The following is a 26456-nucleotide window of genomic DNA, read 5'->3' on the forward strand; positions in this document are numbered from 1 at the left end:
TACGCTGGCAGCATGGCCCGCACCGACCTCGACCCGCTCGCCCTCGACCGACAGCTCTGCTTCGCGCTTGCGGCGACCAGCCGCAGCGTCATCGGGCTGTACCGCGACCTGCTCGAGCCGATGGGCCTGACGCACCCGCAGTACCTCGTGATGCTCGCACTCTGGGAGCACGACCCGCGCTCGGTCCGCGAGATCGCCAGCGAGCTGCGGCTGGACTCGGCGACGCTCAGCCCGCTGCTCAAGCGACTGGAAGCCTCCGGGTACGTGCGGCGGACGCGCAGCACCGCCGACGAACGGCAGCTCGAGGTGACGCTCACGACGGCAGGACGTGCCCTCCGGGACCGCGCCCGCACGGTGCCGGTGACGATCGCCGAGCGCCTCGGGTGGCCGCTGTCGCGCCTCGAGGCCCTGAAGGACGAGCTCACCGCGCTGCTGGAACTCGTCGACACGGTGTGACTCGTTCGTGCGACAATGGTGAGTGCACGAACGAAAAGGAGAACCGTGGGACGCTTCAGCCGGTGGTACGAGCGGTGGAACACGACGCTGATCGAGAAGATGGGGCCGTCGCAGATCGGTGCCGGGCACGCCGAGGGCCTCGACGACCGCACGGTCGACCGCGGCTGCCCGATCTGCCACCGGCCGCTGTCGCTGCACCAGGTGATCCGACCCGAGGGACAGGTGCGCTCCTCGACGCTGGTCTGCCCGCGCGACTGACCGGTCTCCGCACACACGGAATTGCACGCCGCAACAGTGCGTTGGCCCTGAGGTGAAGCTCTTCGAACCCACCTCCCTCGGCGCCCTGCAGCTGTCGAACCGCATCGTCATGGCCCCGCTCACCCGCACCCGCGCCGGCGAGCACGGCATCCCGAACGACCTGCTCGTCGAGCACTACCGCCAGCGCGCGGGGCTCGGCATGATCATCACCGAGGGCACCTGGCCCGTCCAGGAAGGCCGCTCCTACCCCGGTCAGCCCGGCATCGAGACGGACGAGCAGATCGCCGGCTGGCGCCGCGTCGCCGACGCCGTGCACGCCGAGGGCGGCACCATCGTCATGCAGCTCATGCACGGTGGCCGCGTCTCGCACACGTCGATCTCCGCCACCCCGCGCATCGTCGGCCCGAGCGCCGTCGCCGCACCGGGACAGACCCACCTGGCCGACGGCTCGAAGGCGGACATGCCGGTCCCCCACGAGCTGACCACGGACGAGGTCGCCGAGGTCGTCCAGCAGTTCGCGCAGTCCGCACGCAACGCGATCGCCGCCGGGCTCGACGGGGTCGAGGTCCACGGTGCCAACGGGTACCTGGTACACGAGTTCATGTCCCCGGTGTCGAACACCCGCACCGACCAGTACGGCGGCTCCCCCGAGGCCCGCGCGCGCTTCGCCATCGAGGTCACGACCGCGGTCGCCGAGGCCGTCGGCGCGGACCGCACCGGCATCCGCCTGTCGCCGGAGCACGGCATCCAGGGCGTCATCGAGGACGACGCCGCAGACGTCCGCGCCACCTACACGGCCGTCGCCGAGGGTCTGGCCCCGCTGGGCCTGGCGTTCATCGACGTCCTGCACGCCGAGCCGACCGGTGACCTCGTGCAGCACATCCGTCGCACCGCGGGCGCCCCGTTCGTCGTCAACTCGGGCTTCTCGTCGCTGACCACCCGCGACGAGGCCATCGCCCTGGTCGACGCCGACCAGGCGGACGCCGTGGCCGTCGGCCGGATGGCGATCGCCAACCCGGACCTCGCACACCGCTGGGAGCGCGACACGGAGCTCAACGAGCCCCGGCCGGAGCTGTTCTACGGGGCGAGCGCCGAGGGCTACACGGACTACCCGACGCTGGCCGAGGTGCGCGCGACGGCCTAGGACCACCGCCCACACGAGCGGGAGGCGCGGTGCCGGCTGGCACCGCGCCTCCTGTCTGTCCGACCCCGGGAACGCGAAAGGCCCCGATGCGGTGTGCATCGGGGCCTTCAGCGGTTCGGTGTCAGTCCGTCGTCCTGAACCGACGGAACTGTGCGCTCGAAGGGACTCGAACCCCCAACCTTCTGATCCGTAGTCAGATGCTCTATCCATTGAGCTACGAGCGCATGGCTGCCGAAGCGGCCGTGGAAGACTCTACAACAGGTGCAGCACGGAGCGCCAATCGAGCCGGGGTCGACGCCGCAGTCGGCGTGTCGCCCGGCTCGACGGGCGGTCAGACGGTGGCGAGCTCCTCGCCGAACACCTCGGCGAGGAACACCTCGAGCGCCTGCCACGAGCGGCGGTCGGCCCGGGCCTGGTACTGCGCGCCGTGGTCGGGTGCGTCCGTCTCCGGCACCGCGAAGGCGTGCATCGCCCCGGCGTACGTCACGACCTGCCAGTCGAGGTCGGGGACGGCGCGCATCTCGTCCTCCCACGCCTGGACCGCGTCATCGGGCACGACCGGGTCGACGGCACCGGTCATCACGAGCAGCTTCGCCCGGATCGCCGACGCGTCGGACGGGTCGTGGGCGATCAGCCCGCCGTGGAAGGACACCGCCCCGGCGAGGTCGGCACCGGTCCGGGCGAGTTCGAGCGCCGCGGAGCCGCCGAAGCAGTAGCCCATCACCACGATCCGGGAGTGGTCGACGTCGGGGTCGGCGCGGAGCCGGTCGAGGCCCGCCTGCACCCGGGCACGCATGAGCGGCAGGTCCTGGTAGTACGAGCCGGCGACCTGGCCGGCGGTGTCGTCGCCAGGTCGGACGCCCTCGCCGTACACGTCGGCGCCGAACGCCACGTACCCCAGGCGCGCGAGCATCGTCACGCGGGCCTCGACGTGCTCGTTCACGCCGTGCCAGTCGTGGATGACGAGCACGCCGGGCCGCGGACCCGACACGGCGGCGTCCTTGGCGAGGACCCCGAGGAGCGCGGTCCCGTCGTGGTCGTAGCGGACGGGCTCGACACGGATGTCGGCTCCGGCGGGTTCGGGGACGGTCTGCAGGACGTCGTCGATCGTGGTCATGTTCCGGACGCTACGCCCGCCGCCCCGGCCGTTGCCGGGGACGACGGGCCGGTGGCTCCGCAGGCACTCAGCAGTCGATGTTGTCCCAGCCGTCGGGCCCCTCGGACCCGGCGGCGTAGTCGTCCAGGTCGACCTTGCCGGCCTTCCACGCGGTCAGGAACGGCTCGACGACCTTCCAGCCCTGCACGGCGCTGTCCCCGCGGACCGAGAGCGTGGCGTCGCCTTCGAGCACGCCGGCCAGGACCTCGCCGTACGCGCTGAGCCGGCCGGGGTTGAACGTGGTCTCGAGCACGGTGTGGTCGATCGTGTAGGGGTCGCCCGGGCCGTTGACGTTGAGCTCGAGGTCCATCTTGTCCGGCGCGATCCAGATCCGGAGCCGGTCGGGACGCTGCACGCCGGTGAGCCCGTCGGGCACGTGCGGCGAGTCCTTGAACGTGATGACGATCTCGCGCCGCTGGGCACCGAGGGCCTTGCCGGACCGCAGCGTGAACGGCACGCCCGCCCAGCGCCAGTTCGCGATCTCGAGCTGGATCTGCGCCAGGGTCTCGGTGCCGATCGACGGGTCGACCCCGTCCTCGTCGACGTAGGAGGGCATCGAGCGGTCACCGACCGTGCCGGCGGTGTAGCGCGCACGCTTGCCGGCGGTGAGCGGGTCGCCGCCCCACGGCCGCACGGCGCGGAGCACGAGTTCCTTCTGGGTGCGCAGGTCGTCGGCGTCGATCGACGCGGGAGCTTCCATGGCGACGACGGCCATCACCTGCAGCAGGTGGCTCTGGATCATGTCGACCAAGGCGCCGGCCTTGTCGTAGTAGCGCGCACGGCCCTCGAGCCCGAGGGTCTCGTCGTAGACGATGTCGACGCGCTCGACGTGCGCCGACGACAGCAACGGCTCGATGATGCGGTTCGCGAAGCGCAGTCCGAGCAGGTTGAGGACGGTGGCGCGGCCCAGGAAGTGGTCGACGCGGTGGATGCGCTCCTCAGGCAGGAACGACAGGAGCAGGGCGTTGAGGTGCTCGGCGCTGGCGACGTCGGTGCCGAAGGGCTTCTCGAGCGCCAGGCGGGTGCCGGTCGGCAGGTCGAGGTCCTTGAGGACGGCGCAGCTCTTCTCGGTGACGGCTGGCGGCAGCGCGAAGTACACGGCGGGGTCGTGGTGGCAGTCGGCCAGCAGTGCCCGGAGGTCGTCGGCGCTCGTGACGTCGGCCTTGCGGTACGACGAGGCGTCGATGACGTCCTGCAGGCGCTTCGGCAGCGGCTTCGACCCGGAGGCACCCTCGTCCTCTTCGTTCTTGGAGGCCTGTGCGTTCTCGAACGAGTCGTGAACCAGTTGCTTCCAGTCGGCGTCCGAGATGTCCTCGACGCCGGCGCCGACGAGCTGGATGTCCCAGTCCTCCTTCACCTCCAGCAGGGTCGCGAGGCCCGGCAGCAGCAGGCGCTTGGAGAGGTCGCCACTGGCGCCGAGGATGAGGAGGGTGGTCTGGAGGCTCGCCATGCCCCTGACCGTACCCACCGGTTCCGGTGCACGGACGGGTGGTTCCAATACTGTGGAGACCTGCACCGGCGCGAGGGAGCACCATGGCGACTGAGGACACCGGACGACGACTGCGCGTGGTCGTGGTCGGCACGGGGATGATCGCGGCCGTGCACGTGCGCGCCGCGAAGGCGGCCGGGGCCGATGTGCTCGGGGTGCTCGGCCGGAACGCGGGGCGCTCGACCCAGGTCGCCGCGCAGCTCGACGTCCCGCGTGGCTACGCCTCGCTGGACGAGGTCATCGCCGACGCGCCGGACGTCGTGCACGTCTGCACGCCGAACGACCAGCACCACCCGCAGGCGCTCGCCGTCATCCGCGCGGGCATCAACGTGGTGTGCGAGAAGCCCCTCGCGGTGTCGAGCGCACAGGCCCTCGAGCTCGAGCGCGCCGCCGCGGAGGCCGGTGTCGTCGCGACCGTGCCGTTCGTCTACCGCTTCCACCCGATGGTGCGCGAGGTCCGCGCGAAGATCGCCGACGGCGACCTCGGTCGGGTCCTCGCGGTCCACGGCCACTACCTGCAGGACTGGATGCTCGACGAGGACTCGTCGTCCTGGCGGGTCGACGCCGGCTCCGGCGGACTGTCCCGCGCCTTCGCGGACATCGGGTCGCACTGGTGCGACCTGGTCGAGTTCGTCACCGGCGAGCGCTTCGCGACCGTCAGTGCTGCGACCGACATCGTCTACCCGACACGACCAGCAGCATCGGGTCCGTCGTTCTCCGGGTCGCCGGACCCGGACCCGATCGCCGACGCAGGCACCCGCGCCGAGGTGACGACCGAGGACACCGCGGTCGCGACCTTCCGCACCGGGAGCGGTCGCATCGGCAACGTCGTCATCTCGCAGGTCGCCGCGGGTCGCAAGAACCGGCTGTGGTTCGAGGTCGATGGCACCCGCGGTTCCGCCGCGTTCGACCAGGAGCAGCCCGAGTCCGCGTGGTTCGGCACCGAGACCGGGGCGCAGATCCTGGTCCGCGACCCGTCGCAGGGCTCCCCCGACCAGCGCCGTCTGGCGATCGTGCCGTCCGGGCACCCGCAGGGGTACCTCGACGCCTTCGCGGCCTTCGTCGCCGACACCTACACCGCGGTCCGGACCGGGGTCGCGCCCGACGGCCTGCCGACCTTCGCCGACGGCGCCCGCTCCGCGCAGGTGATCGACGCCGTCGTCGCCAGCGCGGCCGACGGCCGCTGGGGCGCGATCGGCTGACACCGGTGTCAGGGCCGGCGGTGGGCACCAGCCAGGAGGCCCGGCTCGGGTGACCGACGTCGGTCACCCGAGCCGGGCCTCCCGTCCGGACATGTGAACAGCGTGTGACGTTCACCCCGCGAGCCTGGCGCGTTGTCTGTGGGTCCTCGTAGGTTCGACGCCGATGAACACGAAACCGACCTCCCGACGGCGCGGCATCGCAGCCGGTACAGCCCTGGCCACCGCCGGCGTCCTCGTCGCCCTGTCCGTCCCCTCCGCCGCCGTCGCGGCCCCGGGCGACACGACGATCGACATCTACGACGTCAACGACTTCCACGGGCGCATCGCCCAGTCCCTCAGCACGCCGACGCCGCGCGCCGGGGACGCCGCGGGCGCAGCGGTGCTCGCCGGGGCGCTCGACCAACTGCGCGGTGACGACCCCTCGACCTCGGCGTTCGTCAGCGCCGGCGACAACATCGGCGCCTCGACGTTCGAGTCCTTCATCCAGCAGGACCAGCCCACGATCGACGTCCTCAACCAGATGGACCTGTCCGTCAGCGCGATCGGCAACCACGAGCTCGACCGCGGCCGCGCCGACCTGCAGGACCGGGTGATCGGGCCGGACGACGCCCGCAACGCGCAGTGGGACTACGTCTCCGCCAACGTCATCGACGCGACGACGGGCCAGCCCGCGTTCGACCCGTACTCGATCCAGCAGATCAGCGGCAAGCGCGTCGGCTTCATCGGCGCGACGGTGGACCTGACCGGGCTCGTCAGCCCCGACGGCATCTCCACGCTCCGCATGGCGGACATCACCACCTCGGTCAACGCGGTCGCCGCGGACCTGCAGGACGGGGACGAGTCGAACGGCGAGGCCGACGTGCTCGTGCTGCTCGTGCACGACGGCGCCGAGACCTCGGCGGAGGGTGACCTCGACAACGACACCGCGTTCGCGAAGGCCGTGCACGGCGTGACGCCGAACGTCTCCGCGATCCTGTCCGGCCACACCCACCAGACCTACGTGCACAACGTCGTTCCCGATGGTGGCACGGTCCCCCGCCCGGTGGTCCAGACCGGCTCGTACGGCTTCAACCTCGGTCACCTGCAGCTCACGGTGGCAGCGGACGGCACGGTCGGCGCGACCGCCGAGAACATCTCGCTGGTCGACGGCACCTTCGCGCCGGACGCCCAGGTCGCCGCGACGGTCTCCGCCGCGGTCGCCGAGGCCGACGTGCGCGGAGCACAGGTGATCGGGTCGACCGACGTCGACATGCGCCGCGCGGTGCAGACCGACGGCAGCGAGAACCGCGGCGGCGAGTCGACGCTCGGCAACTTCGTCGCCGAGGTGCAGCGCAGCGCCACCGAGGAGCGCCAGGGTGCGCAGATCGCGTTCATGAACCCGGGCGGTCTGCGTGCGGACCTGGCCGGCGGCGACGTGACCTACAAGGAAGCCGCGGTCGTCCAGCCCTTCGCCAACACCCTGGTCGTGCTCGACCTGACCGGGGCCCAGGTCAAGCAGGCGCTCGAGCAGCAGTGGCAGCCGTCCACGGCGAGCCGGCCGTTCCTGAAGCTCGGCGTCTCGGAGGGCTTCTCGTACGCCTACGACCCGGAGGCCGCTGCCGGTTCGCGGATCACGTCCATGACGCTCGACGGCACCCCGATCGACGCCGCCACGACCTACAAGGTCACGGTGAACTCGTTCCTGGCGTCCGGTGGTGACAACTTCACCGCCTTCGCCGGTGCGGCCGCCAAGCAGGACAGCGGCAAGGTCGACCTCGAGGCCCAGGTCGAGTACTTCGAAACGAACCCGGACGTCACCGTCGCCGACGACCAGCGTTCGGTCGGCGTCACGGTCACGCCCACGCCCGAGGGCGGCTTCCAGCCCGGTGACGACGTCGCCCTGCAGCTGTCGTCGCTCGTCTTCAGCAGCGCACCCGACCAGCCCACCACGGTGTCGGTCAGCGCCGGCGACCAGCTGCTCGCCACGGGGGACATCGACCCGACGGTCGTCGACACGACGGACGAACAGGGCACGGCCTCGCTGGCGTTCACCGTCCCCACCGCTGCGGACGCTCCGGCGAGCCGTGCGGCGACCACCGACGAGCCCCTCGTCGTGACCGTGGGCGCAACGCGGATCGTCCTCCCCGTGACCGTCCCGCTCGCCGCGGCGGTCGACCCGGGCACCGACCCGACGGACCCGTCTGACCCCGGCACCGACCCCGGCACCGACCCCGTCGCGGGTGACGGCGGCACCGGAGCGGGCGCGGGCACCGGCAGCGTCGTCGGCGCGGGCACGGGCGGCTCGGCCGTCCGTGGCTCCGGCGACCTGGCGTACACGGGTGCCGACCTGGCTGCTCCGGCCGTCATCGCCGGGCTGCTCCTGCTCGCCGGGATCACGGCGATGGTGGCGGCTCGTCGCAGGCGCACGCGGGCCTGACGGCCTGATCCGCACGCCGGACGCCCCCGAGTCATGCGGCACGGGGGCGTCCGTCATGTCCGGGAACCTGGACGTCCGCTCCGGGCGTAGCCAGTCGGCGTCGATCGCCTGTCGTTCCCCGGGAACGGCGGGTAACCTCAGGCCTGTCGCCCCGCGACGCGCCACGCTGGGTCGCCTCTCTTCGCGAGCGGTGGTTCCGTATCGCGTGACTCCGTGGCGCGGGTGTCCTCCGTCTCCAGGGAAACGGCGGAGGGCACCCACCTCAGGGCACGTCGCTGGCCCGCTCTGCGTCTACGTGTCCCCCGACGTCGCACGACCCGCCGCCGACGGATCGCCGAGGTCGCACGAACTGTCGCTCGCGGCATCGGTGCGCGGCGACCTCCGCGACCTCGGCGGACGCGAGCGGCAGGTTGTGCGACGTCGGGGCTACCGGAAGAGCTGCTCGCCGATGTAGGAACCCGCGCGGGGCGCCGGCGGCACAGCGAACACCGCCGACCCGATGTGGGCGATGTACTCGTTGAGCCGGTCGACCGCACCCAGGCGCCGCTGGATCCGGGTGAAGTGCTCCGGGTCGGTCATGTAGGCCGCGAAGAACAGCCCCGCGTCGAGCTGCCCGTACTGGTTCAGCCCGTCCGTGTAGTTGTACCCGCGCCGCAGGATCTTCACGCCGCCGTTGTTCTCGTGCGCTGCGAGGGCCACGTGCGAGCGGGCGTCGATGGCGGTGTCGCCGTCCGACTTCCCGGAACCTGCCGCCGCGCGAGCGTGGAAGTCGGGCGTCGTGTGCTCCGACCCGCCGGAGAGCGGTGCGCCCTCGACCTTCGTCCGGCCGAACACCCGCTGCTGGTCGCTGACGACGTCGGCGTCCCAGATCTCGATGTTCATCTGGACCTTCCGCACCACCTGGTAGGTCCCGCCGGCCATCCACCCGGCGTCGTCCCCGAGCCAGACGAACCGGTCGTAGTCCTCGTCGGTCGTGATGTTCCGGGTGCCGTCCTTGAACCCCATCAGGTTGCGCGGAGTCGTCTGCGACGGACCTGCCGACGCCCGCCCGAACCCGAGCACCGTCCACCGCACGGTCGCGGTCCCCCGTGCGATGCGGGCCAGGTCGCGAACCGCGTGGTACGCCACCTGGGGGTCGTCGGCGCAGGCCTGCAGGGACAGGTCGCCGCCGCTGAGGCCGTCCTGCAGCCGGTCGCTCGGCAGCGCGGGGATGTCCGCCAGTGCGGCGGGCCGCGAGGACGCCAGCCCGAAGCGGTCGTCGAAGACCCCGGGGCCGAGGCCGACCGTCACGGTGAGCGACGCAGGCCCGAGGTCGAGCGCCTCGCCCGTGTCCGCACCGACGCCGTTGCCGTGCGCGGGTTCGACCGACCCGACGGTCTTGCCTGCCTGCAGCTGCGCGATGGAGGCCGACCAACGTGCGAGCAGCACCTGCAGGTCGGTCTTCACGGACGACGACAGGTCGAACGTCATGAACACGCAGTACCGCTGCGGCTCGGTGCGGATCCCGCCCTGCGGCTGGCGCGCGGCGGTCGCGTAGAACGGGTGGCTCAGCGACAGGTCGATGGACTCGTCACCGTTGGCCGCAGCGCTGAACGGGTCGACGCCGGTGGCCGCGGTGGCTCCGGCGACGCCCGCGACCGCGCCCACGCCGGCACCGGCCGCCGCGAGCCCTGCGCCGAGCAGACCGCGCCGTGAGACCGCGCTCACGCGGTCGCGACCTTCTCGGCCAGGCGGGACAGCGGGTCCTGCAGGGCCTGCACCCGCTGGGAGATCTCGTTGGCGTGCGCGGACTTGGTGGCGTCGGTCCAGCTGTCGAACCCACCGGGGGCTCCGGCGTTCCGGAAGCCGTCCATCAGGGTGTTCGTGGCGTCGAACTGCGTGCTGATCTGCTTGGTCAGGGTCGGGTCGAGCTTGGTCAGCCCCGGCTTGAGGTACGCGAAGGCCTGGCGGGCGCCCTCGACGTTCGCGGCGAGGTCGACCAGGTCGATGTGGCTGTACGCCTCTTCCTCGCCCGAGATCTTGTTCGACTGGACCTCTTCGAGCAGACCGGCGGCACCGTTCGCCAGGTCCTCGGGCTGGTAGTCGAGCGTCGGCACGAGCTTCGCGAGCAGCTGCACGTCCGTGACCAGCTCGGACGCGGTCTTCTTCGTGTCGTCCGTGATCGCACCGTTGGCGAACAGGTCCCGCTCGACGGCGTGGAAGCCGCTCCAGCCGACCGCCGGGTCGAGGTTCGACGCGCGCATGTCGATCAGGTAGTCGAGGTTGCCGGCGTTGTCGGTGGCCTTGAAGCCCTTCTTGACGAAGCCGTCGACGTCGCTCTCGACGTGCTCGTAGTACGGCCGGGCGTCGGCGTAGTCCTTCTTGGCCGCGTCGAGGTCCCCCGCCTCGACGTGGGTCTGCAGCTGCTTGACGGCCGTGACCATGTCGCTGACCTGGGCGTCGACGTAGTCCGCGTACCCGGTCGCGCCCTGCTTCAGGAGGGTCGCGGCGCTGCTGTTCGCGGTCGAGGCGACCTTGCCGGTCACGGTGAAGTCGGTGAGCTCGGTGTCGGCGCCGGGGCAGTACACCTGGTACTTGCCGCCGCCGAGGGTGCTGGTGAACGAGACCGCGGCCAGGCCCGGTGCGAGGTTCTCCTTCTCGCCGAAGATCCGCTGGTCCTGCAGCAGCTCGACCTCGGTGATCGCGGTCGAGGACTCGTTCTTGACCGTGAAGGTGACGGGGCCGGCCGGGACCTTCGTGGTCGACACGGCGCACTTGTCCGAGCCGTCGTTCGTCAGCGTGATCGCGACGCGGGCGACCTTGCCCGAGGCCGACGGATCGTCCGTCGCCGAGGACGGGTTCGCGGCGCAGCCGGTCAGGGCCAGCGCGGTCACGACGCCGATCGCGCCCAGGATGGTGAGGGGTCGGACGGTTCGCTCAACGAACGGCATGGGCGGTGCTCCTTGTCGGGTCCCCGGCGGGTGGTCCGCGGGCGGGGACGGGTACGGGGTCGTGGTGCGCGGGTGCAGCCAGACGGCGACGGTCGCGCAGGGCGAGGCCGAGCTGCGCTGCTGCGGCCACGCCCAGGGCGATCGGCAGCCAGGCGCTCCAGAGCGCGAGTTCGGCGGAGCGGGTCTCGCCGGCAGCCACCGCGGTGGCCGTGCGCTGCACGCGGGCGGCCGGCACCGCGAAGGCGGTGCGGTCGATCGACGTGGTGCGTGCGGACGGGAGGCCCCCACCCCGCAGCGTCAGCACCGAGCGCTGGGTGCTGGTCGCGTCCAGGACCCCGCCACCGACCGACCAGAGAGTGGTCGTCGTCGAGACGGACCAGGTGGCCCGGAACGGGCCGGGGTTCGTGGAGGGCGAGATGCCGACGGGCACACGGCCGAAGACCCCGACCAGGTCGTCGAGCGTCAGCGAGGCTGGCTGGCCGTCGGACCCGTCGTCGGTGGTGGACCGCCACCGGTCGGCAGCGACCCCGGCGCGGCTGACGGACCGGTGGGCCGACGCCGGGAAGTCGACACGGGCCTCCCGTCCGTGTCCTCGGGTGCGGAGGACCGCAGCCTGCCCGTGGACCTCGGCCGACACTGACGTCTGGTCCCCGGTCGCCGACACGGTCGACGGGACGAGCAGGCCGCCGGTGGGGACGGCGAGCGCCAGCACGGCTGCTGCGACGGCGAGGACGGCTGCGATGCTCCCGCGGACCACGGGGACGCGTGCGGGGGCGGGTCGCCAAGCGCGCGGCCACAGGGAGATCGCCAGGACGGGCACGACGTAGAGCACCCAGCCGAGGACCTCGATCACGCGGGGGTCCGGCGGGATGCCGAGCACGCCGGTGACCAGGGCTCCCTGCACCGAGCCGTTCGGGGCGAGCCAGTTCAGGTCGACGGTGCGCTGCTGGCCGATGACGACCCACCCGGCCTCGTGGGCCCGGCGGAGGACGGTCAGGACCAGGCCGCCGGCGACGAAGACCAGGAAGACACCCGTCCCGGTGAAGAACTTCGCCAGGTTCATCCGGACGCCGCCGGTGTAGATGCCGTACCCGACGGCGACCGCGGCGGCGATGCCCACGACGGCGCCGAGGGCTGCGAGTCCGGTGTCGCTCGACGCCTGGAACGTGGCGAGCAGGAAGACCGAGGTCTCGAAGCCCTCCTTGAGCACCGCCAGGAACGCCATCCCCGCCAGGGCCCAGGCGGTCCCGCGGCCGAGCGCCTCGGTCGCACTCGCCTCGAGCTCCTTCGTGAGGTGCCGCGCGTGCGTGCGCATCCAGACGATCATGCCCGTGACGAAGACGACCGCGACGATGCCGATGACCGCCTCCATGCCCTCCTGCTGCGCCTGGGGCAGGGCCTGTTCGACGGCCTGCAGGCCGAAGCCGACCGCGATGCTCAGCGCGACCGCGACGCCGACCCCGAGCCACATCGGCGCGAGCGGGGCACGGTTGCGGCGCAGGAACGCGGCGATGATGCCGACGATGAGCGTGGCTTCGAGGCCTTCACGGAGACCGATGACGAGGGTGACGAGCATGACGTAGGCAAGGCTAGCCTTACTTCCGGGCTTCCGTCGAGCACGGCGGCGTGGGGTTGGATGGTTCTCATGAACCTGCTCTCGGCGGACGGTCTCGCCGCCGTCACGAACGTGCTCGATCTGGCCGGGGTCTTCGCGTCCGCGCTGCTCGGGGGCGCAGTGGCCCGGACGATGGACTTCGACCTGTTCGGGTTCCTGGTCGTCGGGTTCGTCTCGGGGCTCGGCGGCGGCATGCTCCGCGACGTCCTGCTGCAGAACGGCCCCCCGGTCGCCCTGACGGACCCGCTCTACCTGCCGGTCGCCGTCGCCGGCGCCCTGGTCGCCTTCTTCGTCTCCTTCTCGGAGCGGGGCTGGGACCGGTTGTTCACCTTCCTCGACGCCGCGGTCATCGGCTTCTGGGCGGTGGTCGGGGTCCAGCGCACCTTCGACGCCGGGCTCGAGTGGCCGGCCGCGATCATCATGGGGACGATCACGGCCGTCGGCGGCGGGGTCGGTCGCGACCTGCTGTTGCGACGCGTCCCGGCGGTGTTCGGCGGCAACGCGCTCTACGCGTCGGTGGCCGTGGCCGCCTCGGCGGTGATGGTCATCGCATCCGCGCTCGGCTCGCCCACGATCGGGATCGTCGCCGCCGTGGTGCTCTCGCTCCTGCTGCGCTGGGGTGCTGTGCGGTGGGGCTGGGGTCTGCCGAACGGCCGTGAGTGGCAACCGCAGTCGACGCTCGCTTCGCTGCTGCGCCGGGGCCGCGGGCTGCGTCCGGACGCCGTCCGGCTGCTCCGACGGCCCGGGCGACGGCACGGTGACGGCAGCGTGCACGCCGACGACGAGCGCTGACCACCCGGGAGTTGTCCCCATCACGCCGACCTGCTTCCCCGCTCCGAGCGCGACGCCTATCATCGAAACCGCCGGGTATCGAGTACCCGGCGCACCTCATCCCGGCGTTGTCCCACACGGCGTGTTCCGCACGCCAGGGGGCCCGAATCGACACCGACGCGACCCGAATGCGGCGGTACCGGTCGGAGCAGCGCGGGGTGTGCAGCCAACGGGGGCTCCACCGCTCCGCGCGGGTTCAGACGCGCGGTGCGGCAGGTCCCGGGCTGCACAGCGCTGACGACACCGAGTGGGACCGGAGCCCACAGCCCACACGCCTGCCCACCGCCCGACCACCGGGACGGGCACTCATCTGAACCAGGACCAGATGCACGACGCCGATGTCCCCGACGACAGCCCGACGACCGGAGCGGCCTCGTCCGCTGCTGCGTCGTCCGGGGCTCGACCCGACGACGCGACAGCCACCGGCCCGACCCGGACGCCGCGTGCCGAGGTCCGGGAGCGGCTGCTGACCGCGGGCGCTGCGGTCTTCGCCGAACACGGTGTGCACGAGGCCCGCCTCGACGACGTCGCTGCGCGCGCGGGCTTCAGCAAGGGCGCGGTCTACTCGAACTTCTCCTCGAAGGAGGACCTCCTCGCGCAGGTCATGCAGCGCGCGACGAACCTGGTGCTCGGTTCGCTCGACGACCTGGTCAGCGAGGACGTCGCCGCGACCGACATCGGTGACGTGGTCCGCACGGCGTTCGGGCGGCACGACCAGAGCGAACAGTTCGCCCTGCTGTCCGAGTTCCGCGGGTACGCCATCCGGCACCCGGAGTTCCTGCCCGAGTTCGTCCGGCAGCGCCGCGTGCTGCAGGACGGCGTCGCGCGGCTCGTGCACCTGTGGTTCGACGCGCACCCCGAGGTCGACCCGGGCATGCCGCTCGACGTGCTCTCCGAGGCGCTCATCGGCGCGAACGTCGGTCTCGTGTTCGATGCGCCGGCGCTCGACGGGACGAACCCCGGCGAGGTCGTCGCCACCCTGGTCGAGGCGGTCATCCGCCAACGGTGACGCCGCGGGCGCTCGCGCTGCGGGCGCTGCGTGCGCTCGCGCTGCGGGCGCTCGGTGCACTCGGTGCGAGGTTGACCGCCCCGTGAGGGGCATCAGCCTCGCACCACCCGGTCAGCGGCGCACGAACGGGCAACCTCGCACCGTGCTCCCTCGCACCGTGCTCCCTCGCACCGTGCAACCTCGCACCGTGCAACCTCGCACCGTGCTCCCTCGCACCGTGCGTGCCCGACGCGCTACGACCGCGCGGGACGGCGTCGGCCCCCGTGGGACCATGCCGACGACGGCGTCAGGCTCGGTGGCAGCAGCCGGGAACGCAGCCGCGCGGGCAGGGAGACGGACGCGTCGAGCGCGGCCCGGGCCTCGCGCAAGACCACCACCAGTCGATCGCCGTCGACGGAACCCGCCGCGGCGTAGCGCTCCTGGTCGATCGCGTCGACGACGGCCTCGAGGTGCCCGATCACCGTCGGGGACACCGACACCCGCAGCCGCCCGAGGACGGCCCGTGCCGTCCGGGCCACCGCAGCCGCATCGCCCGGTGGTGCGAGTCCCGGCGCGTACCCGTGGTCGGCCACGTCATCGAGCAGCTCCCGCCATGCGGTGACCGCCGGCGAGCGACCCGCCGCGACGGCCGTCAGTCGTGCCCGGCGTCGGACAGCGCGCACGAGCCCGGGGGCGAGGAGCACCCCGACCGCGACGAGGACCCCGACCAGCAGCCCCCACGGGCCGTTTCCACCACCGGTCGGCGTCGCCGCTCCGGCCTCGGCGGACGCCGACGGGGTCGGGGTGGCCGTGGTCGATGGGGTGGCCTGGTCCGGGGCGGGCAGGGGCGTCTCGGGGTCGGCGGCGGACGGGCTCGCCGAGGGCTGCGGCTCCGTGGTCGCGGCCTCGTCCGAGTCCGGCGTCGGTTCGAACGCCACCCAGCCGGCGCCCTTGATGTAGAGCTCCGGCCACGAGTGCAGCTGCCGGTTCGACACGGTGTACTCGCCGTCCTCGGCGGTGCCGCCGGCGCGGTACCCGACGGCGATGCGGGAGGGGATGCCGAGCGTACGGGCCATCACGGCCATGGCGGACGAGAAGTGCACGCAGTACCCCTCGCGCACCTGCAGGAACTTCGCGACGACGTCCATGCTGTCCCCGTCGTAGCCCTGCTCCACCGGCGCCGTCTCGGAGTACGTGAACAGGTCGCTGCGGAACCACTGCTCGAGCGAGCGGGCCTGCTCGTACTCGGTCGCCGCGCTGCCGGCGACCCGCTGTGCCGTGGCCGCGATGCTCTTCGGCAGGTCCTTCGGCAGCTGTCGGTCGGTCCGGAGCTCGGCTGTGGAGGGGGTCGGGTAGCCGCGGCCGTCGAAGGCCGCCAGGCGGCCCGACGCGTCGACGGCGTCGAGGTACGCGTTCGCGAAGGTCGATGCGCCGTACACCTGGTAGGTGGCGCCCCGGCGGGTGGCGGGTCCGGTGGAGCGCACGGTGTTCGAGTTGGCCATCCACCGCCACTGGTCGAGCTCGAGGTTGGTCGACTGGGACTCGATCGACACCGCCCCGGCGGGCACCGGCAGGTAGTTGCTCGACAGCCCGGTGATGCGGATCGTCGCGTCGCCGCGGCTGGCCAGGCGCGGGTTGACCCCGACCGCCCACTGCTGCTGGTCGGCCGTCGGGGCGTTGCTGGCGTCCGTGACGGTCGGGACCCAGTCGCCGGAACCGAAGTCGTCGAGGTCCGCGAGCTTGAGGTACTCGGGCTGCCCGTCGGACGTGCGGTAGCGGAACACCTCGAGCTCGTTCGGCCGGCGGAGGTCCTGGCCGAGGTTGAGGAGCGTGCCCGGACGGCCGGGCTGGATGGGCGACTGGATGGCACCGGTCACCCCGGACAGCCAGCTCGCGTTCAGCGGCACGATCGACGGCAGTCCCACGGCGATGACCAGCGCGACGGCGCCGACGACCGTCGCCGGCAGTGCGCGTTGGACGGGTCTGACCGAGAGCCAGAGGATCGCGAGGAAGGCCAGACCGGTGACGATCACGAGCCCCGTGCTCGCCGGCGTTCCGGTGACGACGCCGGGGACGATGAGGATCACGAGCGCCGGGGCCGCGGCGAGCGCTGCGGCCGGGGCGACCGTCGCCAGGAAGATCGACGCCGCGGCGACCCAGGCGATCGCGACCGTCACCACCAGACGGATCGCGTCGGTCTGCGGCAGCGGGGCCGGGTTCAGCCGGATCGCGGCGATCGTCTGCCCGAGTGCTCCGTCCCCGTCGATCCACCCGAGCGGCTGGATGTCGTTGACGAGTGCCGCGGCGCACGAGCTGGCGATGAGCGTCGCCACGAGGGCGATGAAGCGGACGCCCGGTGGTCGCTGGCGGACGGCCAGCACGACGCCGACCAGCACGACGACGATCGCGAGCGCCGAGGTCCACCAGGCGATGCCCTGCACGAGGGGGCGGAACGCGAGTGCCGCGATGAGCACGGGGACCGGGGCGAGTGCCACGACCCAGGCGGACGGGCCACGGACGGTGTCCTCGCGCTCGAGGATCTCGCGCACGTCCGCCCGACGACGGTCACCACCGGCGCGGGCTGCCGGGCCGCCCGCCGCGCCACCGCGCCCGCCCGCCGCGCCACCGCGTCCGCCGCCGGCGCCACCGCGCCCGCCGCGCCCCGTGTCCTGCGTGGTCATCGTGTCGCTCCGGTCCCGGCGACGGGGACCACGAGGGTGCGCCAGCCGCCGCGGTCGAGGATCCCGCGCACCACGGGGTCCGGCGGCACGATCGTGGCCAGGATCCCGCGGCTGGAACCGTTGGTCGACGAGACGAGCGCTGCGGCCTGTTCCGCCGTGCAGTTGCCCGTGACGACGGCGGTCATGCCGTGCACGTCCCGTCCGCGGACGTCGGGCAGGACGTCGGTGACGGCGCGGGCGTCGCTGCGCAGGTGCACCTCGGCCAGCCCGACCAGCACGTCGGTCAGGCCGCCGGCGTCACCCGTGTGCCGCGTGGCGCCGTCAGCGTCGTCCGTGACCAGCACCACGCGCGACGTCCGTGCCGCCAGTGCCCGTGCGACGCTCGCGGCGACCACGACGGCGTGCTCGAACGCCGCGTCGCCGCCGAGGTCGCTCAGCTCGGCGAGGTCGTCCCGACCCAGCTGCTGGTACGACTCGCGCCGCACGTCGAGCGCGATGACGGCCTCGGGTGGCTGCGCCTGGGTCGTCTGCCGGACGTGGAGCTCTCCGCGTCGAGCGCTCTGCGCCCAGTGCACGCGGCGGATCGGGTCCCCTGGTCGGTAGGGACGGAGTTCGCTGTCGTCGGCGGAGCCACCCTGCCCGACGCGGCCTTCGTCGGCGGAGACCGCCCCGGCGAGCGCGCCGGTGTCCACCGCCGACAGCGGGGTCGAGGACGGCACGACCACGACCTCGTCCGGGGCGACGACGGGGCGGTCGATGCGGAGCAGGCCGAACGGGTCCTCGACGCGGATGGTCACCGGACCGACGGTCGTGCGCCCGCGGTGCATCGCCAGGGCCTCGACGTCGAACACGGCCGGCGGCACGGACGGGCCGACCTCGACGTACGCCTCGGCCTCGGACACGCTGGCAAACGCGTCGTCGAGCTGTTCGCGCACGAGCAGGGTCGACCGCGGTCCGAGCGCCATCGTGGCGCCGCGCAGCGTGACCCGTTCGCGGTAGACCTCACCCACCTGCACCATCGCCCGCGGAGCGACACGGGACCCGCGCAGCGGCGCCGCGACGAGGAACGCCATCACGAACCCCAGGACGACGAGCACCAGCAGCAGCAGTCCGGCCGACACGGCGACGCTCGTGGTGGCGACCAACCCGCCGCCGACCAGGCCGATACCGACCGCGATGACGGTCCAGCCGCGGGCCGTCGGCCGCGGGAACGGCGTCCGTCGCAGTGCCGCGGTCCCCCGGCGGGTCCACCGCGACAGCGTCGAGCGGGCGGCACCCGCTCGGCGCAGCAACGGCGGGGCCACCGGCGACCGGGCCATCAGGAGCGGACGGGCGCGGCGGTGAAGGGCACGGCCGTCTCGGCGACGACGCGCACGACGATCTCGCGCGCCGTGTCCTCGGCGGAACCACCGAGCCCCCGGGCGACCGGCACCAGCCGGTGCGCCAGGACGATCGGCGCCAGCTCGGCGACGTCGTCCGGCGTGACGAAGGGCCGACCGAGCAACGCCGCGTGCGCCCGGGTCGCCTGGGCGAGGTGCAGGGTGGCGCGCGGGCTGGCGCCCAGCAGCAGGTCCGGGTGGGTGCGCGTGGCGCGGACGATCGCGATGACGTAGGCCTCGACGTCGGGCGCGATGTGGACCTGGTGGACGGCCTGCATCATCGCGCGGAGCGTCTGGACGTCGACGACCGGGCGGACGGACTCGAGCGGGTCGCGGGTGCCGCGGGCCGTGAGCATGCGGCGCTCGGCCTCGACGCTCGGGTACCCCATGGCGATGCGGGCCATGAAGCGGTCGCGCTGTGCCTCGGGCAGCGGGTACGTGCCCTCCATGTCGACCGGGTTCTGCGTCGCGACGATCATGAACGGCTGCTCGAGCGGCCGGGTGACGCCGTCCACGGTGACCTGCGACTCGGCCATCGCCTCGAGCAGCGCGGACTGGGTCTTCGGGCTGGTGCGGTTGATCTCGTCGCCGATGACGACGTTGGCGAAGACCGGGCCGGGCGAGAACCGGAAGGTGCCCGAGGACTGGTCGAAGATGTTCACGCCGGTGACGTCGGACGGCAGCATGTCCGAGGTGAACTGGATGCGGTTCACCGACCCGCCCACCGAGGCACCGAGGGCCTTCGCCAGCACGGTCTTGCCGACGCCGGGCACGTCCTCGACGAGCAGGTGCCCCTCGGCGAGCATCACCGTCAGCGCCGTGCGGATGGCGTCGGTCTTGCCGTCCACCACCGTAGCGACTGCGGACATGATCGCCGCACCGGCGTCACGGACCCGGTCGATGGGGAAGGCGAAGTCGGGGGCTTCCGGCACGCAGGTCTCCTCGGTTCGATGTCCGCGCATGCTACATCGGGCCGGTGACAGCACCCGGAGGATGTGTCACCGAGGTGCCGTCGGCACCACGGCACTGGACGGGAGGCCCGGTACAGGTGCGCAGATCGGCTCACCGGCACCGGGCCTCCCGTCCGTGTCCGGTGTCGGGACCGCGCCTCAGTCGCGCCCGGCGCGCGGTGCCAGGGCCGCGTCCGCGGCCAGCAGCACGCGGGCCGCCACGGCGACGCCCTCGTCGCGGCCGAGCTCGGTGTCCTCGTGCTCGATGTTCACCCACATGTCGGGGTCGACCTCGTGCAGGGCTCGCAGGAACTCGGTCCAGTACGCCTGGTCGTGGCCCTTGCCGAGCGCGACGAAGTCCCAGGCGGACGGCTTCGGCCACGCGTTGGCCCACTCGTCGCCGCCCAGGTTCGTCCGCGGCTCGTCCGGCGACAGCCGCCCGAACCCGTTGTCGAGCACGCCGTTGATCGCGGCGTGCGGGTTGATCCGGACGTCCTTCGCAGCGGCGTGGACGACGAGCGGACCGAGGTCGCGGACGACGGCCACCGGGTCCATCTGCTGCCAGAACAGGTGGGACGCGTCCAGCTCGACCCCGACGTTGGTCAGTCCGCCGCGCGCCACGAGCTCGCGGACCGTGGCCGGGTTGAACACCAGGTTCTGGGGGTGCAGCTCGAGTGCGACCTTGACGCCGTGATCGCGGGCGAGGGCGTCGATCTCCTGCCAGAACGGCACGGCGATGCTCCACTGGTGCTCGAGCACGTCGAGGGCCGCGGAGTTCCAGGCGTTGACGACCCAGTTCGGCCGGGTACCGCCGGGCTCCCCCGCCGGCAGGCCCGACATCGTCACGACGCGGTCCTGTCCCAGTCGCGCGGCCAGACGGATGCTGCGTCGGACGTCCTCGGCGTGCGCAGGGCCGATCGCGGGGTCCGGGTGCAGCGGGTTGCCGTTGCAGTTGAGGCCCGCGACGGCGACCCCCGTCCCGTCGAACTGCGCCAGGAAGGCGTCCCGTGCTGCGTCGTCCGTGAGGACCGCGTCCATGTCCGGCACGTGCACCGCGGGCAGGAAGCCGCCCGTGTTCAGCTCGATGCCGGTGAGGCCGTTGTCCCGGACGGCACGGATCGCGTCGGCGAGGGGGCGGTCGTGGAAGACCGCGTCGTAGAGGCCGAGGTTCATGCGTGCTGCTCCTGCCCCGTGCTCGCGCTCGCGTCGATGGTCTGGGTCGCTCCCCCGGCTGCGGCGGACCGCGCGACCGCGTCGAGGACCTCCATGTTGTGGACGCCCTCCGCGAAGGTGGCGTTGGCCGGCAGCGCGTCCTCGGCACCGACGACCTCGTCGAGGAACGCCCGTGCCTGCACCTCGAACATCTGGTTCTGTCCCCAGCCCACGCCGGGTGCGTCCATCGCCATGCCGCCGGCAACGTAGGGGTGGTCCGGTCCGAGCACCACCTGCCGGTACCCGCCCAGCCGCGAGCCGTCCGACTGCAGTGCGAGACCGATCTCCGACGGACGCTCCTGGTCCCAGCGGGCGGCACCGTGTTCGCAGAAGACCTCGACGACCAGGCCGTTCGGGTGACCGCTCGCCACGCGGGACACTTCGAGCGAGCCGACCGCCGAGCCGTCGCCGAAGCGCGCCCCGAACGTGGCGTAGTCGTCGTTCTCGACGGTCGCGGTCTCCCCCGTGACCTGGGCCTGCTGCCCGCGCAGGACGTGTCCCGCGGCGACGGGCCGCTCGGTGATCGTGGTGCTGAAGAGCCCGCCGCGCACGCTCCGGACGTCCCCGGCGAGGAACTCGGCGACGTACGTCAGGTGTGACCCGACGTCAGCGAGCGCCCCCGTGCCCGGTGCCCCGGCGAAACGCCACGAGAACGGGACGTCCGGCGACGAGCCGTAGTCCGTCCAGTACCGTCCGGACACGTGCAGGACCCGGCCGAGGGTGCCGTCCTCGACGAGCTGTCGGATCGCGGCGAGCCCCGGTGCCCGGCGGTACGTGAAGCCGAGTCGTGCGACCTGGCCTCGCCCGGCAGCAGCGTCCGCGGCCACGACCATGGCGCGGGCGTCCTCGAGCGAGTCCGCCAACGGCTTCTCGCACAGCACGTGCTTGCCGGCGGCCAGCAGCCCCTCGACGATCTCGCGGTGCAGCCGGTTGGCGACGACGACGCTCACCACGTCGACGTCGTCCGCCGCGGCGATCGCGCGCCAGTCGGTGTCGTGCCGGGCGTAGCCGAACCGGGCCGCCGTCTCGGCGGCGAGCGGCTCGAAGACGTCGCCGACGGACACCAGCCGCACGGGCGGCAGCGTTGAGTCGAACAGGGACGGGGCGTTCCGCCAGGCCGCCATGTGGGCCTTGCCCGCCATGCCTGCTCCGATGACGGCCACGCCGATGGGGTCGTTGTCGTTGGTGCGCACGAGTGCTCCGTTCACGTCGTCGTGCCGTATCGCTCTGGAACGTTCCAGAGCGTGTGACAGACTGTAGCTGCCCGACCCCATGTCCTGTCAAGGAGCACGCATGACGAACCGCAGACCGCCGACGATCATCGACGTCGCCGCGCGGGCCGGGGTCTCGAAGTCGCTGGTCTCGATGGTCATGCGCGACGACCCGGGCGTCTCCGAGCCACGACGCGCCGCGGTCCTCGCCGCCGCTGCGGACCTGGGGTACCGGCCGAACCGCGCCGCCGCGATCCTGGCCGGCACCCGCACCAGGACGATCGGGGTGGTCATCGACGACTTCCGCAACCCCTGGTACGTGCCGATGCTCGACGGCATCCGCGGCGCGCTCGAACCGCACGGGTTGCGACTGACCCTGGCGGACACGACGGCCAACGCCCACCTGCCGTCCTCGCCGTTCGACGACCTGGTGTCGCTGCGGGTCGACGGCGTGGTGCTCGCCGCCGAGAGCTCCCCCGACCTCGAGGTCCCCGCCGACACCCCGGTCGTCGTCGCCGGCGTCCGGGCGCTGGCGCCCGCCGACGTCGACGTGGTCGCCTCCGACGAGGCCGCCGGCGCCCGCCTGGCGACGGACCACCTGGTCACGCTGGGCCACCGGTCGATCGCGCACCTGAGCGGGACGGGAGGCTCCGCGGCCGCCCGCCGCACGGCCACCGTCGAGCGGATGGTGGCGTCCGGCATCGCGCCGGTGGTCGTCGGCGACGGTGCCACCTCCGAGCAGGCCGGCTACCAGGCGGCACGCTCGGCGCTGACTGAGCACCCCGGGCTGACCGCGGTGTTCGCGGCGAACGACGTCATGGCGATGGGCGCGATGGCGGCGGCGCGCTCCATGGGCCTCCGGGTGCCGGAGGACCTGTCGGTCGTCGGGCACGACGAGACCCCGTTCGCGGGCTCCGGACTGGTCGACCTGACGACGGTGGACCCGCACAACGCCGAGGTCGGTCGGCTCGCCGCCGAACGGCTCGTCGCACTGATCGGCACGGGCGCCCGCCCGACGCCGGACACGACCCTGGTGCCGCCCACGCTCGTGGTCCGGGGGACGACGGCGCCGCCGCGGCGGTGACCGGCGGCGCGTCGACCGCGTGTCGCTGCGCCGCGCGCCGCCCGGCCAGCCATCCCCCGGGCGCGCGCATCGCGCCCCCGTGCAGACATCGCGCCCCGTTGACCGCGGGCGCGATGTCCGCGCGGGGGCGCGGCATCGGCGTCAGTGCGGGAGCGACATCGGCGTCAGTGCGGGAGCGGCATCGTGCCGAGCGACCAGAGCGCGACCCCGTGCAGGCCGAGCTCCGTGGCGAGCGCGGTCCGGACCCGGTACGACCGCGCATCCGACCAGTGCAGCTCGCGCCCGTCGCCGAGCGTGGCCGACCACTCACCGTCCCGCCGCGACCAGGTCGCCGCATCCCCGGCAGCCGAGCGCGCCGCCGCTGGTGAGAGCAGCCGGTCCGCGCCCCCGCCCCACACGTACCCGTAGCCGGCGATGCCGAGGTCGATCCGGTCCGCGGTGAGCCCCTGCCGCTGGGCCGCCCGGACCACCCGTTCGGTCCACGGCAGCGACCCGACCGTGCCGGGGCTGCTCCAGGGCCCGTGCTGGTCGTAGGTCATGAGGACGAACCGGTCGACGTGCTCCATGAGCGCACGGAGGTCGTAGCCCGTGTCGCGGTAGCCCGCGCCGTCCGTCGAGGCCATCACCGCCATCGACACCGTCGCGTCGGGTCCGATGCGGTCGTGCACCGCGGTGCGGACAGCGGCGGCGAAGGAGACGAGGTCGGCTCGGTCCCGGGCGCGCAGGGACTCGAGGTCGATCTGCACGCCGCGCATCCCGGACCGCTCGGCCGCCGTCGCGAGCTGCCGGGCGACCCGCTCGCGGTTCGTCGCCGAGGACAGCAGCGCCGTACCGACCCGCGGTGAGAAGTCCCCGAGCTCCTCGGCGTAGTTGCTCACCAGGAGCTCCGCTGCGGCGCCCCCGCCGTTCGCGGTCGCGGCCAGGGTGTCGAGTCCACCCGGGGGCGTCGCGAGCGTCGCCCCGTCGGACGCGACCGTCACGCCGTCGATGCCGATGGTGCTGGCGAGCGGGACCGCGTCGCGCACCCGGTGCACCGCTCGGGCCCCGGGTTCGACGTAGGCCTCGACCTGCAACCCGGCGGGACTTGCGCACCCGGTCAGGAGCGACGCGGCGACGAGCGCTCCGAGGACGACGAGCGCTGCGCGACGGGACACGTCGACACCGTAGCGCGCTGTCGGCGTGCACCCGGGGACCGTCCGAGGGACCCGGGCGACGCGCAGCCGCTCGGACTACTGTCCACGTCAGGTGACCCAGACCCCCGGCCGCTGGAACGATCTCTCGTCCGAAGCCGACCGGAAGTCCTCATGCATGCACCACCTGTCCACCGTCACCCCGATCCCGGTCCGGGGTGTCCTCGATGACGCTCCTCGACGGCATCCTCTGGGTCGAGGTCGATGACCGCCACTGGGAGGGCTCGTCGGGGCAGGTGCTCGTCGGGATCGTGTCGTGGGAGGACGGCTACGCGGTGCGGTCCACAGGCGGCGAGGTCCGTGGCACCCACAGCACGCTCGACAGTGCGAAGGCGCAGCTCGAGGGGTGGATCCGGTGGCTCGACTCGAACAGCACTCGCTGAACCCGGACGTCCGCCGCTGACGAGCGGGTGCCCGCGACGACGAAAGCCCCGCTGGACAGCAGCGGGGCTTTCGTGTGTGGCTCGTGTGCGGAGACGGAGGGATTTGAACCCTCGGTCCCCTAAAGGGGACTCCACCTTAGCAGGGTGGTGCACTCGGCCGGACTATGCGACGTCTCCGTGCGCCCTCGCGGACGCAGGCACCACCATACAGGAGGACGCGGGGACTCTCGACTCACCCGCGCTGCGGTGTTCAGCGGCCGGTCCCCCGAAGTGGGGACACGCCGGGGTTGTCCGCTCGTACCCCGAGCCGTAGGGTCATCGGGACGCGGCGATCACGTTCCGGGGCTCGTCCCCGTTGTCGCGACACAGCACCCAGCGTCGCTCCCAGGCCTGGGCCCGGCTCGCCCGATGACCGGCGTCCGCCGAGGAGCGACTCCGCGGGGGCGTGGCCGCGGCCACGCCCCCGCTTCTGCGTCGCGGGGTCGGCCCACGAGCCGGAGGCCTACGAGCCGAACGCCTTCGAACAGGTCTCCTGTGCCGCGGACTGCCCCTGCAGGCCGTCGATCGTGTCGGACGTCGCTGGCGCGGACGGGGCGGCGGTCTCGCCCGACGACGACGGCGACGACGCCGCGGACGACGGGGGCGCCGCCTGTCCGGTCGGAGCGGTGGCGTCCGAGGACGGCGAGGCATCCGTCGGCGGCGCGTCCGGTGCGGCCTCGGACCCGATGCCCGTGCTGCCCTCCCCCAGCGAGAACGACTGGTCCGCCTTGATCTTGGCGAACAGCTCGTCCGCCAGGGACTGCGTCGGCTGCACCTTCCCCGCGTACACACCCGTCCCGCCGGTGTCGCCCGGGTACTGCACGAAGTTCACCTGGTCGAGCGGCAGGTCCTGCAGCGCCCGGCCCATCTGCACCATCGTCCCGACGTCGTTCAGACTCTGCGACAACTGCATGTTCGAGGCCGCCGCCCGCGCCAGCTTGTACAGCGTGGCGGGCGAGGTCAGGGTCTCGTTCGACTTGACGGTCCGCAGCAACGAGGACAGGAACACCTGCTGACTCGAGATCCGCCCGAGGTCCGACCCGTCACCGACTCCGTGCCGGGTCCGCAGGAACTCGAGCGCCTGCGACCCCTGCAGCGTCGTCGTCCCCGCCGGCAGGTCGAGTCCGGTGTAGCGGTCCTTGATCGGCGACGCGACGCACACGGGCACGCCGCCGATCGCGTTCGACATCTCGATCACGCCGTTGAACGACACCGCCGCGGAGTACTGCACGTCGAGCCCCGTCAGTCCCTGCACCGTCTGCACGACGCAGTTCAGGCCGCCCTCGCCCCAGGCGTCGTTGATCGGCTGCGCTGCCATCGCCGGCGTCGTGCCGGACCCGTCGGGCTTCTCGCAGGCCGGGATCGGCGTGACCAGGTCGCGCGGGATGCTCACCGCCGTCGCGTTCGTGTGGTCGGCTGACACGTGCAGCAGGATGTTGACGTCGTTGAGCGTCGCGTCCCGCTCCCCGTACTGGGTGCCCTGCGCGGGGTCGTTGTCGGTGCCGACGACGAGCATGTTGAAGCCGCCCTGGTACGCACTGAGGGACTCCCCCTTCGCTGCGACCGAGGGCTGCCCCTGGATCTGCACGCCGTCGCCGAGGTCGTCCGTGACCTGCTTCGCTGCGATCGCCGCCACCGAGAACGAACTCACCAGGGCGACGGCGACCACGCCGGACAGCACCTTGGCGACGGTCCCGAAGGGTCGGTGCCGTGGCAGTCGTCCGTGTCGGGCGATCCCGGATGCGCGGTTCAGGCGGTGGGATCGATCACGGACGTCTTCCACGGGCGCTCCTGTCGTCGGCGGACACGATGACGGGGCGGTCCTGCACGCCTCCGTCGGGT

The 26456-nt window shown here is 72.7% G+C and carries 21 protein-coding genes and 2 tRNA genes; 9 read left to right on the forward strand and 14 right to left on the reverse strand.

What is annotated here, in order from left to right; genetic code table 11:
- Positions 1 to 12 precede the first annotated feature (12 nt).
- Genes DEJ13_RS13655 through DEJ13_RS13665 form a run of 3 tightly spaced genes read left to right on the forward strand, consistent with a single transcriptional unit; the run spans position 13 to position 1858 of the window.
- Positions 13 to 456 (forward strand): MarR family winged helix-turn-helix transcriptional regulator, encoded by a 444-nt coding sequence (locus DEJ13_RS13655; protein ID WP_056120215.1) that lies wholly within the window; start codon positions 13 to 15, stop codon positions 454 to 456.
- Between the two features lie 45 nt (positions 457 to 501).
- Positions 502 to 714: a hypothetical protein gene (locus tag DEJ13_RS13660; protein ID WP_181436922.1), complete on the forward strand. Its 213-nt coding sequence runs from the start codon at positions 502 to 504 to the stop codon at positions 712 to 714.
- A gap of 52 nt (positions 715 to 766) precedes the next feature.
- Positions 767 to 1858, forward strand: coding sequence for an alkene reductase (locus DEJ13_RS13665; RefSeq protein ID WP_056119530.1), 1092 nt, complete (start codon positions 767 to 769; stop codon positions 1856 to 1858).
- A 151-nt stretch (positions 1859 to 2009) separates the two neighbouring features.
- Here the strand turns inward: DEJ13_RS13665 and DEJ13_RS13670 are convergent.
- The 3 genes from DEJ13_RS13670 to DEJ13_RS13680 form a co-directional block, all read right to left on the reverse strand.
- Positions 2010 to 2082: transfer RNA gene (locus tag DEJ13_RS13670), tRNA-Arg, on the reverse strand.
- Between the two features lie 107 nt (positions 2083 to 2189).
- Positions 2190 to 2975, reverse strand: a complete 786-nt coding sequence (locus DEJ13_RS13675) for a dienelactone hydrolase family protein (RefSeq protein ID WP_056119533.1) — start codon at positions 2973 to 2975, stop codon at positions 2190 to 2192.
- A gap of 67 nt (positions 2976 to 3042) precedes the next feature.
- A complete protein-coding gene (locus DEJ13_RS13680; protein ID WP_056119536.1) occupies positions 3043 to 4464 on the reverse strand; it encodes a glucose-6-phosphate dehydrogenase in 1422 nt (473 codons plus the stop codon).
- An 83-nt stretch (positions 4465 to 4547) separates the two neighbouring features.
- Between DEJ13_RS13680 and DEJ13_RS13685 the strand changes: the two genes are divergently transcribed.
- Together DEJ13_RS13685 and DEJ13_RS13690 are read left to right on the forward strand one after the other, a co-directional pair.
- Complete coding sequence (locus DEJ13_RS13685) at positions 4548 to 5705, forward strand: Gfo/Idh/MocA family protein (RefSeq protein ID WP_111105774.1); 1158 nt, start codon at positions 4548 to 4550, stop codon at positions 5703 to 5705.
- Between the two features lie 163 nt (positions 5706 to 5868).
- Positions 5869 to 8121: a bifunctional metallophosphatase/5'-nucleotidase gene (locus DEJ13_RS13690; RefSeq protein WP_111105775.1), complete on the forward strand. Its 2253-nt coding sequence runs from the start codon at positions 5869 to 5871 to the stop codon at positions 8119 to 8121.
- A 426-nt stretch (positions 8122 to 8547) separates the two neighbouring features.
- On the opposite strand, the gene DEJ13_RS13695 is transcribed toward DEJ13_RS13690, so the two are convergent.
- From DEJ13_RS13695 to efeU, 3 genes are read right to left on the reverse strand one after another with little or no spacing between them, the layout of a single operon-like run.
- Positions 8548 to 9828 carry a Dyp-type peroxidase gene (locus DEJ13_RS13695; protein ID WP_111105776.1) on the reverse strand — a complete coding sequence of 427 codons (1281 nt, stop codon included), beginning with the start codon at positions 9826 to 9828 and terminating at the stop codon, positions 8548 to 8550.
- Positions 9825 to 11051 (reverse strand): iron uptake system protein EfeO, encoded by a 1227-nt coding sequence (gene efeO, locus DEJ13_RS13700; RefSeq protein WP_111105777.1) that lies wholly within the window; start codon positions 11049 to 11051, stop codon positions 9825 to 9827. The genes DEJ13_RS13695 and efeO overlap by 4 nt, the downstream gene beginning before the upstream one ends.
- Complete coding sequence (gene efeU, locus DEJ13_RS13705; RefSeq protein ID WP_111105778.1) at positions 11038 to 12627, reverse strand: iron uptake transporter permease EfeU; 1590 nt, start codon at positions 12625 to 12627, stop codon at positions 11038 to 11040. Before efeU ends, efeO begins: the two co-directional genes overlap by 14 nt.
- Before the next feature lie 69 nt (positions 12628 to 12696).
- Between efeU and DEJ13_RS13710 the strand changes: the two genes are divergently transcribed.
- Positions 12697 to 13458: a trimeric intracellular cation channel family protein gene (locus DEJ13_RS13710; RefSeq protein ID WP_111105779.1), complete on the forward strand. Its 762-nt coding sequence runs from the start codon at positions 12697 to 12699 to the stop codon at positions 13456 to 13458.
- Between the two features lie 364 nt (positions 13459 to 13822).
- Positions 13823 to 14506 carry a TetR/AcrR family transcriptional regulator gene (locus DEJ13_RS13715; RefSeq protein ID WP_220037538.1) on the forward strand — a complete coding sequence of 228 codons (684 nt, stop codon included), beginning with the start codon at positions 13823 to 13825 and terminating at the stop codon, positions 14504 to 14506.
- A gap of 233 nt (positions 14507 to 14739) precedes the next feature.
- Here the strand turns inward: DEJ13_RS13715 and DEJ13_RS13720 are convergent, their stop codons facing one another.
- From DEJ13_RS13720 to DEJ13_RS13740, 5 genes are all read right to left on the reverse strand, one after another.
- A complete protein-coding gene (locus DEJ13_RS13720; protein ID WP_111105780.1) occupies positions 14740 to 17166 on the reverse strand; it encodes a transglutaminase TgpA family protein in 2427 nt (808 codons plus the stop codon).
- The gene (locus tag DEJ13_RS13725; protein ID WP_111105781.1) at positions 17163 to 18485 is read right to left on the reverse strand and encodes a DUF58 domain-containing protein; all 1323 of its coding nucleotides are present in this window, start codon (positions 18483 to 18485) and stop codon (positions 17163 to 17165) included. Before DEJ13_RS13725 ends, DEJ13_RS13720 begins: the two co-directional genes overlap by 4 nt.
- Positions 18485 to 19507 carry an AAA family ATPase gene (locus tag DEJ13_RS13730; RefSeq protein WP_056119565.1) on the reverse strand — a complete coding sequence of 341 codons (1023 nt, stop codon included), beginning with the start codon at positions 19505 to 19507 and terminating at the stop codon, positions 18485 to 18487. The genes DEJ13_RS13725 and DEJ13_RS13730 overlap by 1 nt, the downstream gene beginning before the upstream one ends.
- Before the next feature lie 147 nt (positions 19508 to 19654).
- Positions 19655 to 20668: a sugar phosphate isomerase/epimerase family protein gene (locus tag DEJ13_RS13735; RefSeq protein WP_111105782.1), complete on the reverse strand. Its 1014-nt coding sequence runs from the start codon at positions 20666 to 20668 to the stop codon at positions 19655 to 19657.
- Complete coding sequence (locus tag DEJ13_RS13740; RefSeq protein WP_258373989.1) at positions 20665 to 21915, reverse strand: Gfo/Idh/MocA family protein; 1251 nt, start codon at positions 21913 to 21915, stop codon at positions 20665 to 20667. Before DEJ13_RS13740 ends, DEJ13_RS13735 begins: the two co-directional genes overlap by 4 nt.
- Before the next feature lie 85 nt (positions 21916 to 22000).
- On the opposite strand from DEJ13_RS13740, the gene DEJ13_RS13745 reads away from it, so the two are divergent.
- Complete coding sequence (locus tag DEJ13_RS13745; RefSeq protein WP_111105784.1) at positions 22001 to 23002, forward strand: LacI family DNA-binding transcriptional regulator; 1002 nt, start codon at positions 22001 to 22003, stop codon at positions 23000 to 23002.
- Positions 23003 to 23166: 164 nt separating this feature from the next.
- On the opposite strand, the gene DEJ13_RS13750 is transcribed toward DEJ13_RS13745, so the two are convergent.
- On the reverse strand, positions 23167 to 24156 hold the full coding sequence (locus DEJ13_RS13750) for a glycosyl hydrolase family 18 protein (protein ID WP_181436923.1): 990 nt from the start codon (positions 24154 to 24156) through the stop codon (positions 23167 to 23169).
- A 203-nt stretch (positions 24157 to 24359) separates the two neighbouring features.
- Between DEJ13_RS13750 and DEJ13_RS13755 the strand changes: the two genes are divergently transcribed.
- Positions 24360 to 24575, forward strand: a complete 216-nt coding sequence (locus DEJ13_RS13755) for a hypothetical protein (protein WP_146245154.1) — start codon at positions 24360 to 24362, stop codon at positions 24573 to 24575.
- An 88-nt stretch (positions 24576 to 24663) separates the two neighbouring features.
- Here the strand turns inward: DEJ13_RS13755 and DEJ13_RS13760 are convergent.
- Positions 24664 to 24752 (reverse strand) — tRNA-Ser (locus tag DEJ13_RS13760).
- 325 nt (positions 24753 to 25077) lie between these two features.
- A complete protein-coding gene (locus tag DEJ13_RS13765) occupies positions 25078 to 26397 on the reverse strand; it encodes an LCP family protein (RefSeq protein WP_111105786.1) in 1320 nt (439 codons plus the stop codon).
- Positions 26398 to 26456: the final 59 nt, after the last annotated feature.

Origin of the sequence: Curtobacterium sp. MCLR17_007 (assembly GCF_003234655.2) — a bacterium.
GTDB lineage: Bacteria > Actinomycetota > Actinomycetes > Actinomycetales > Microbacteriaceae > Curtobacterium.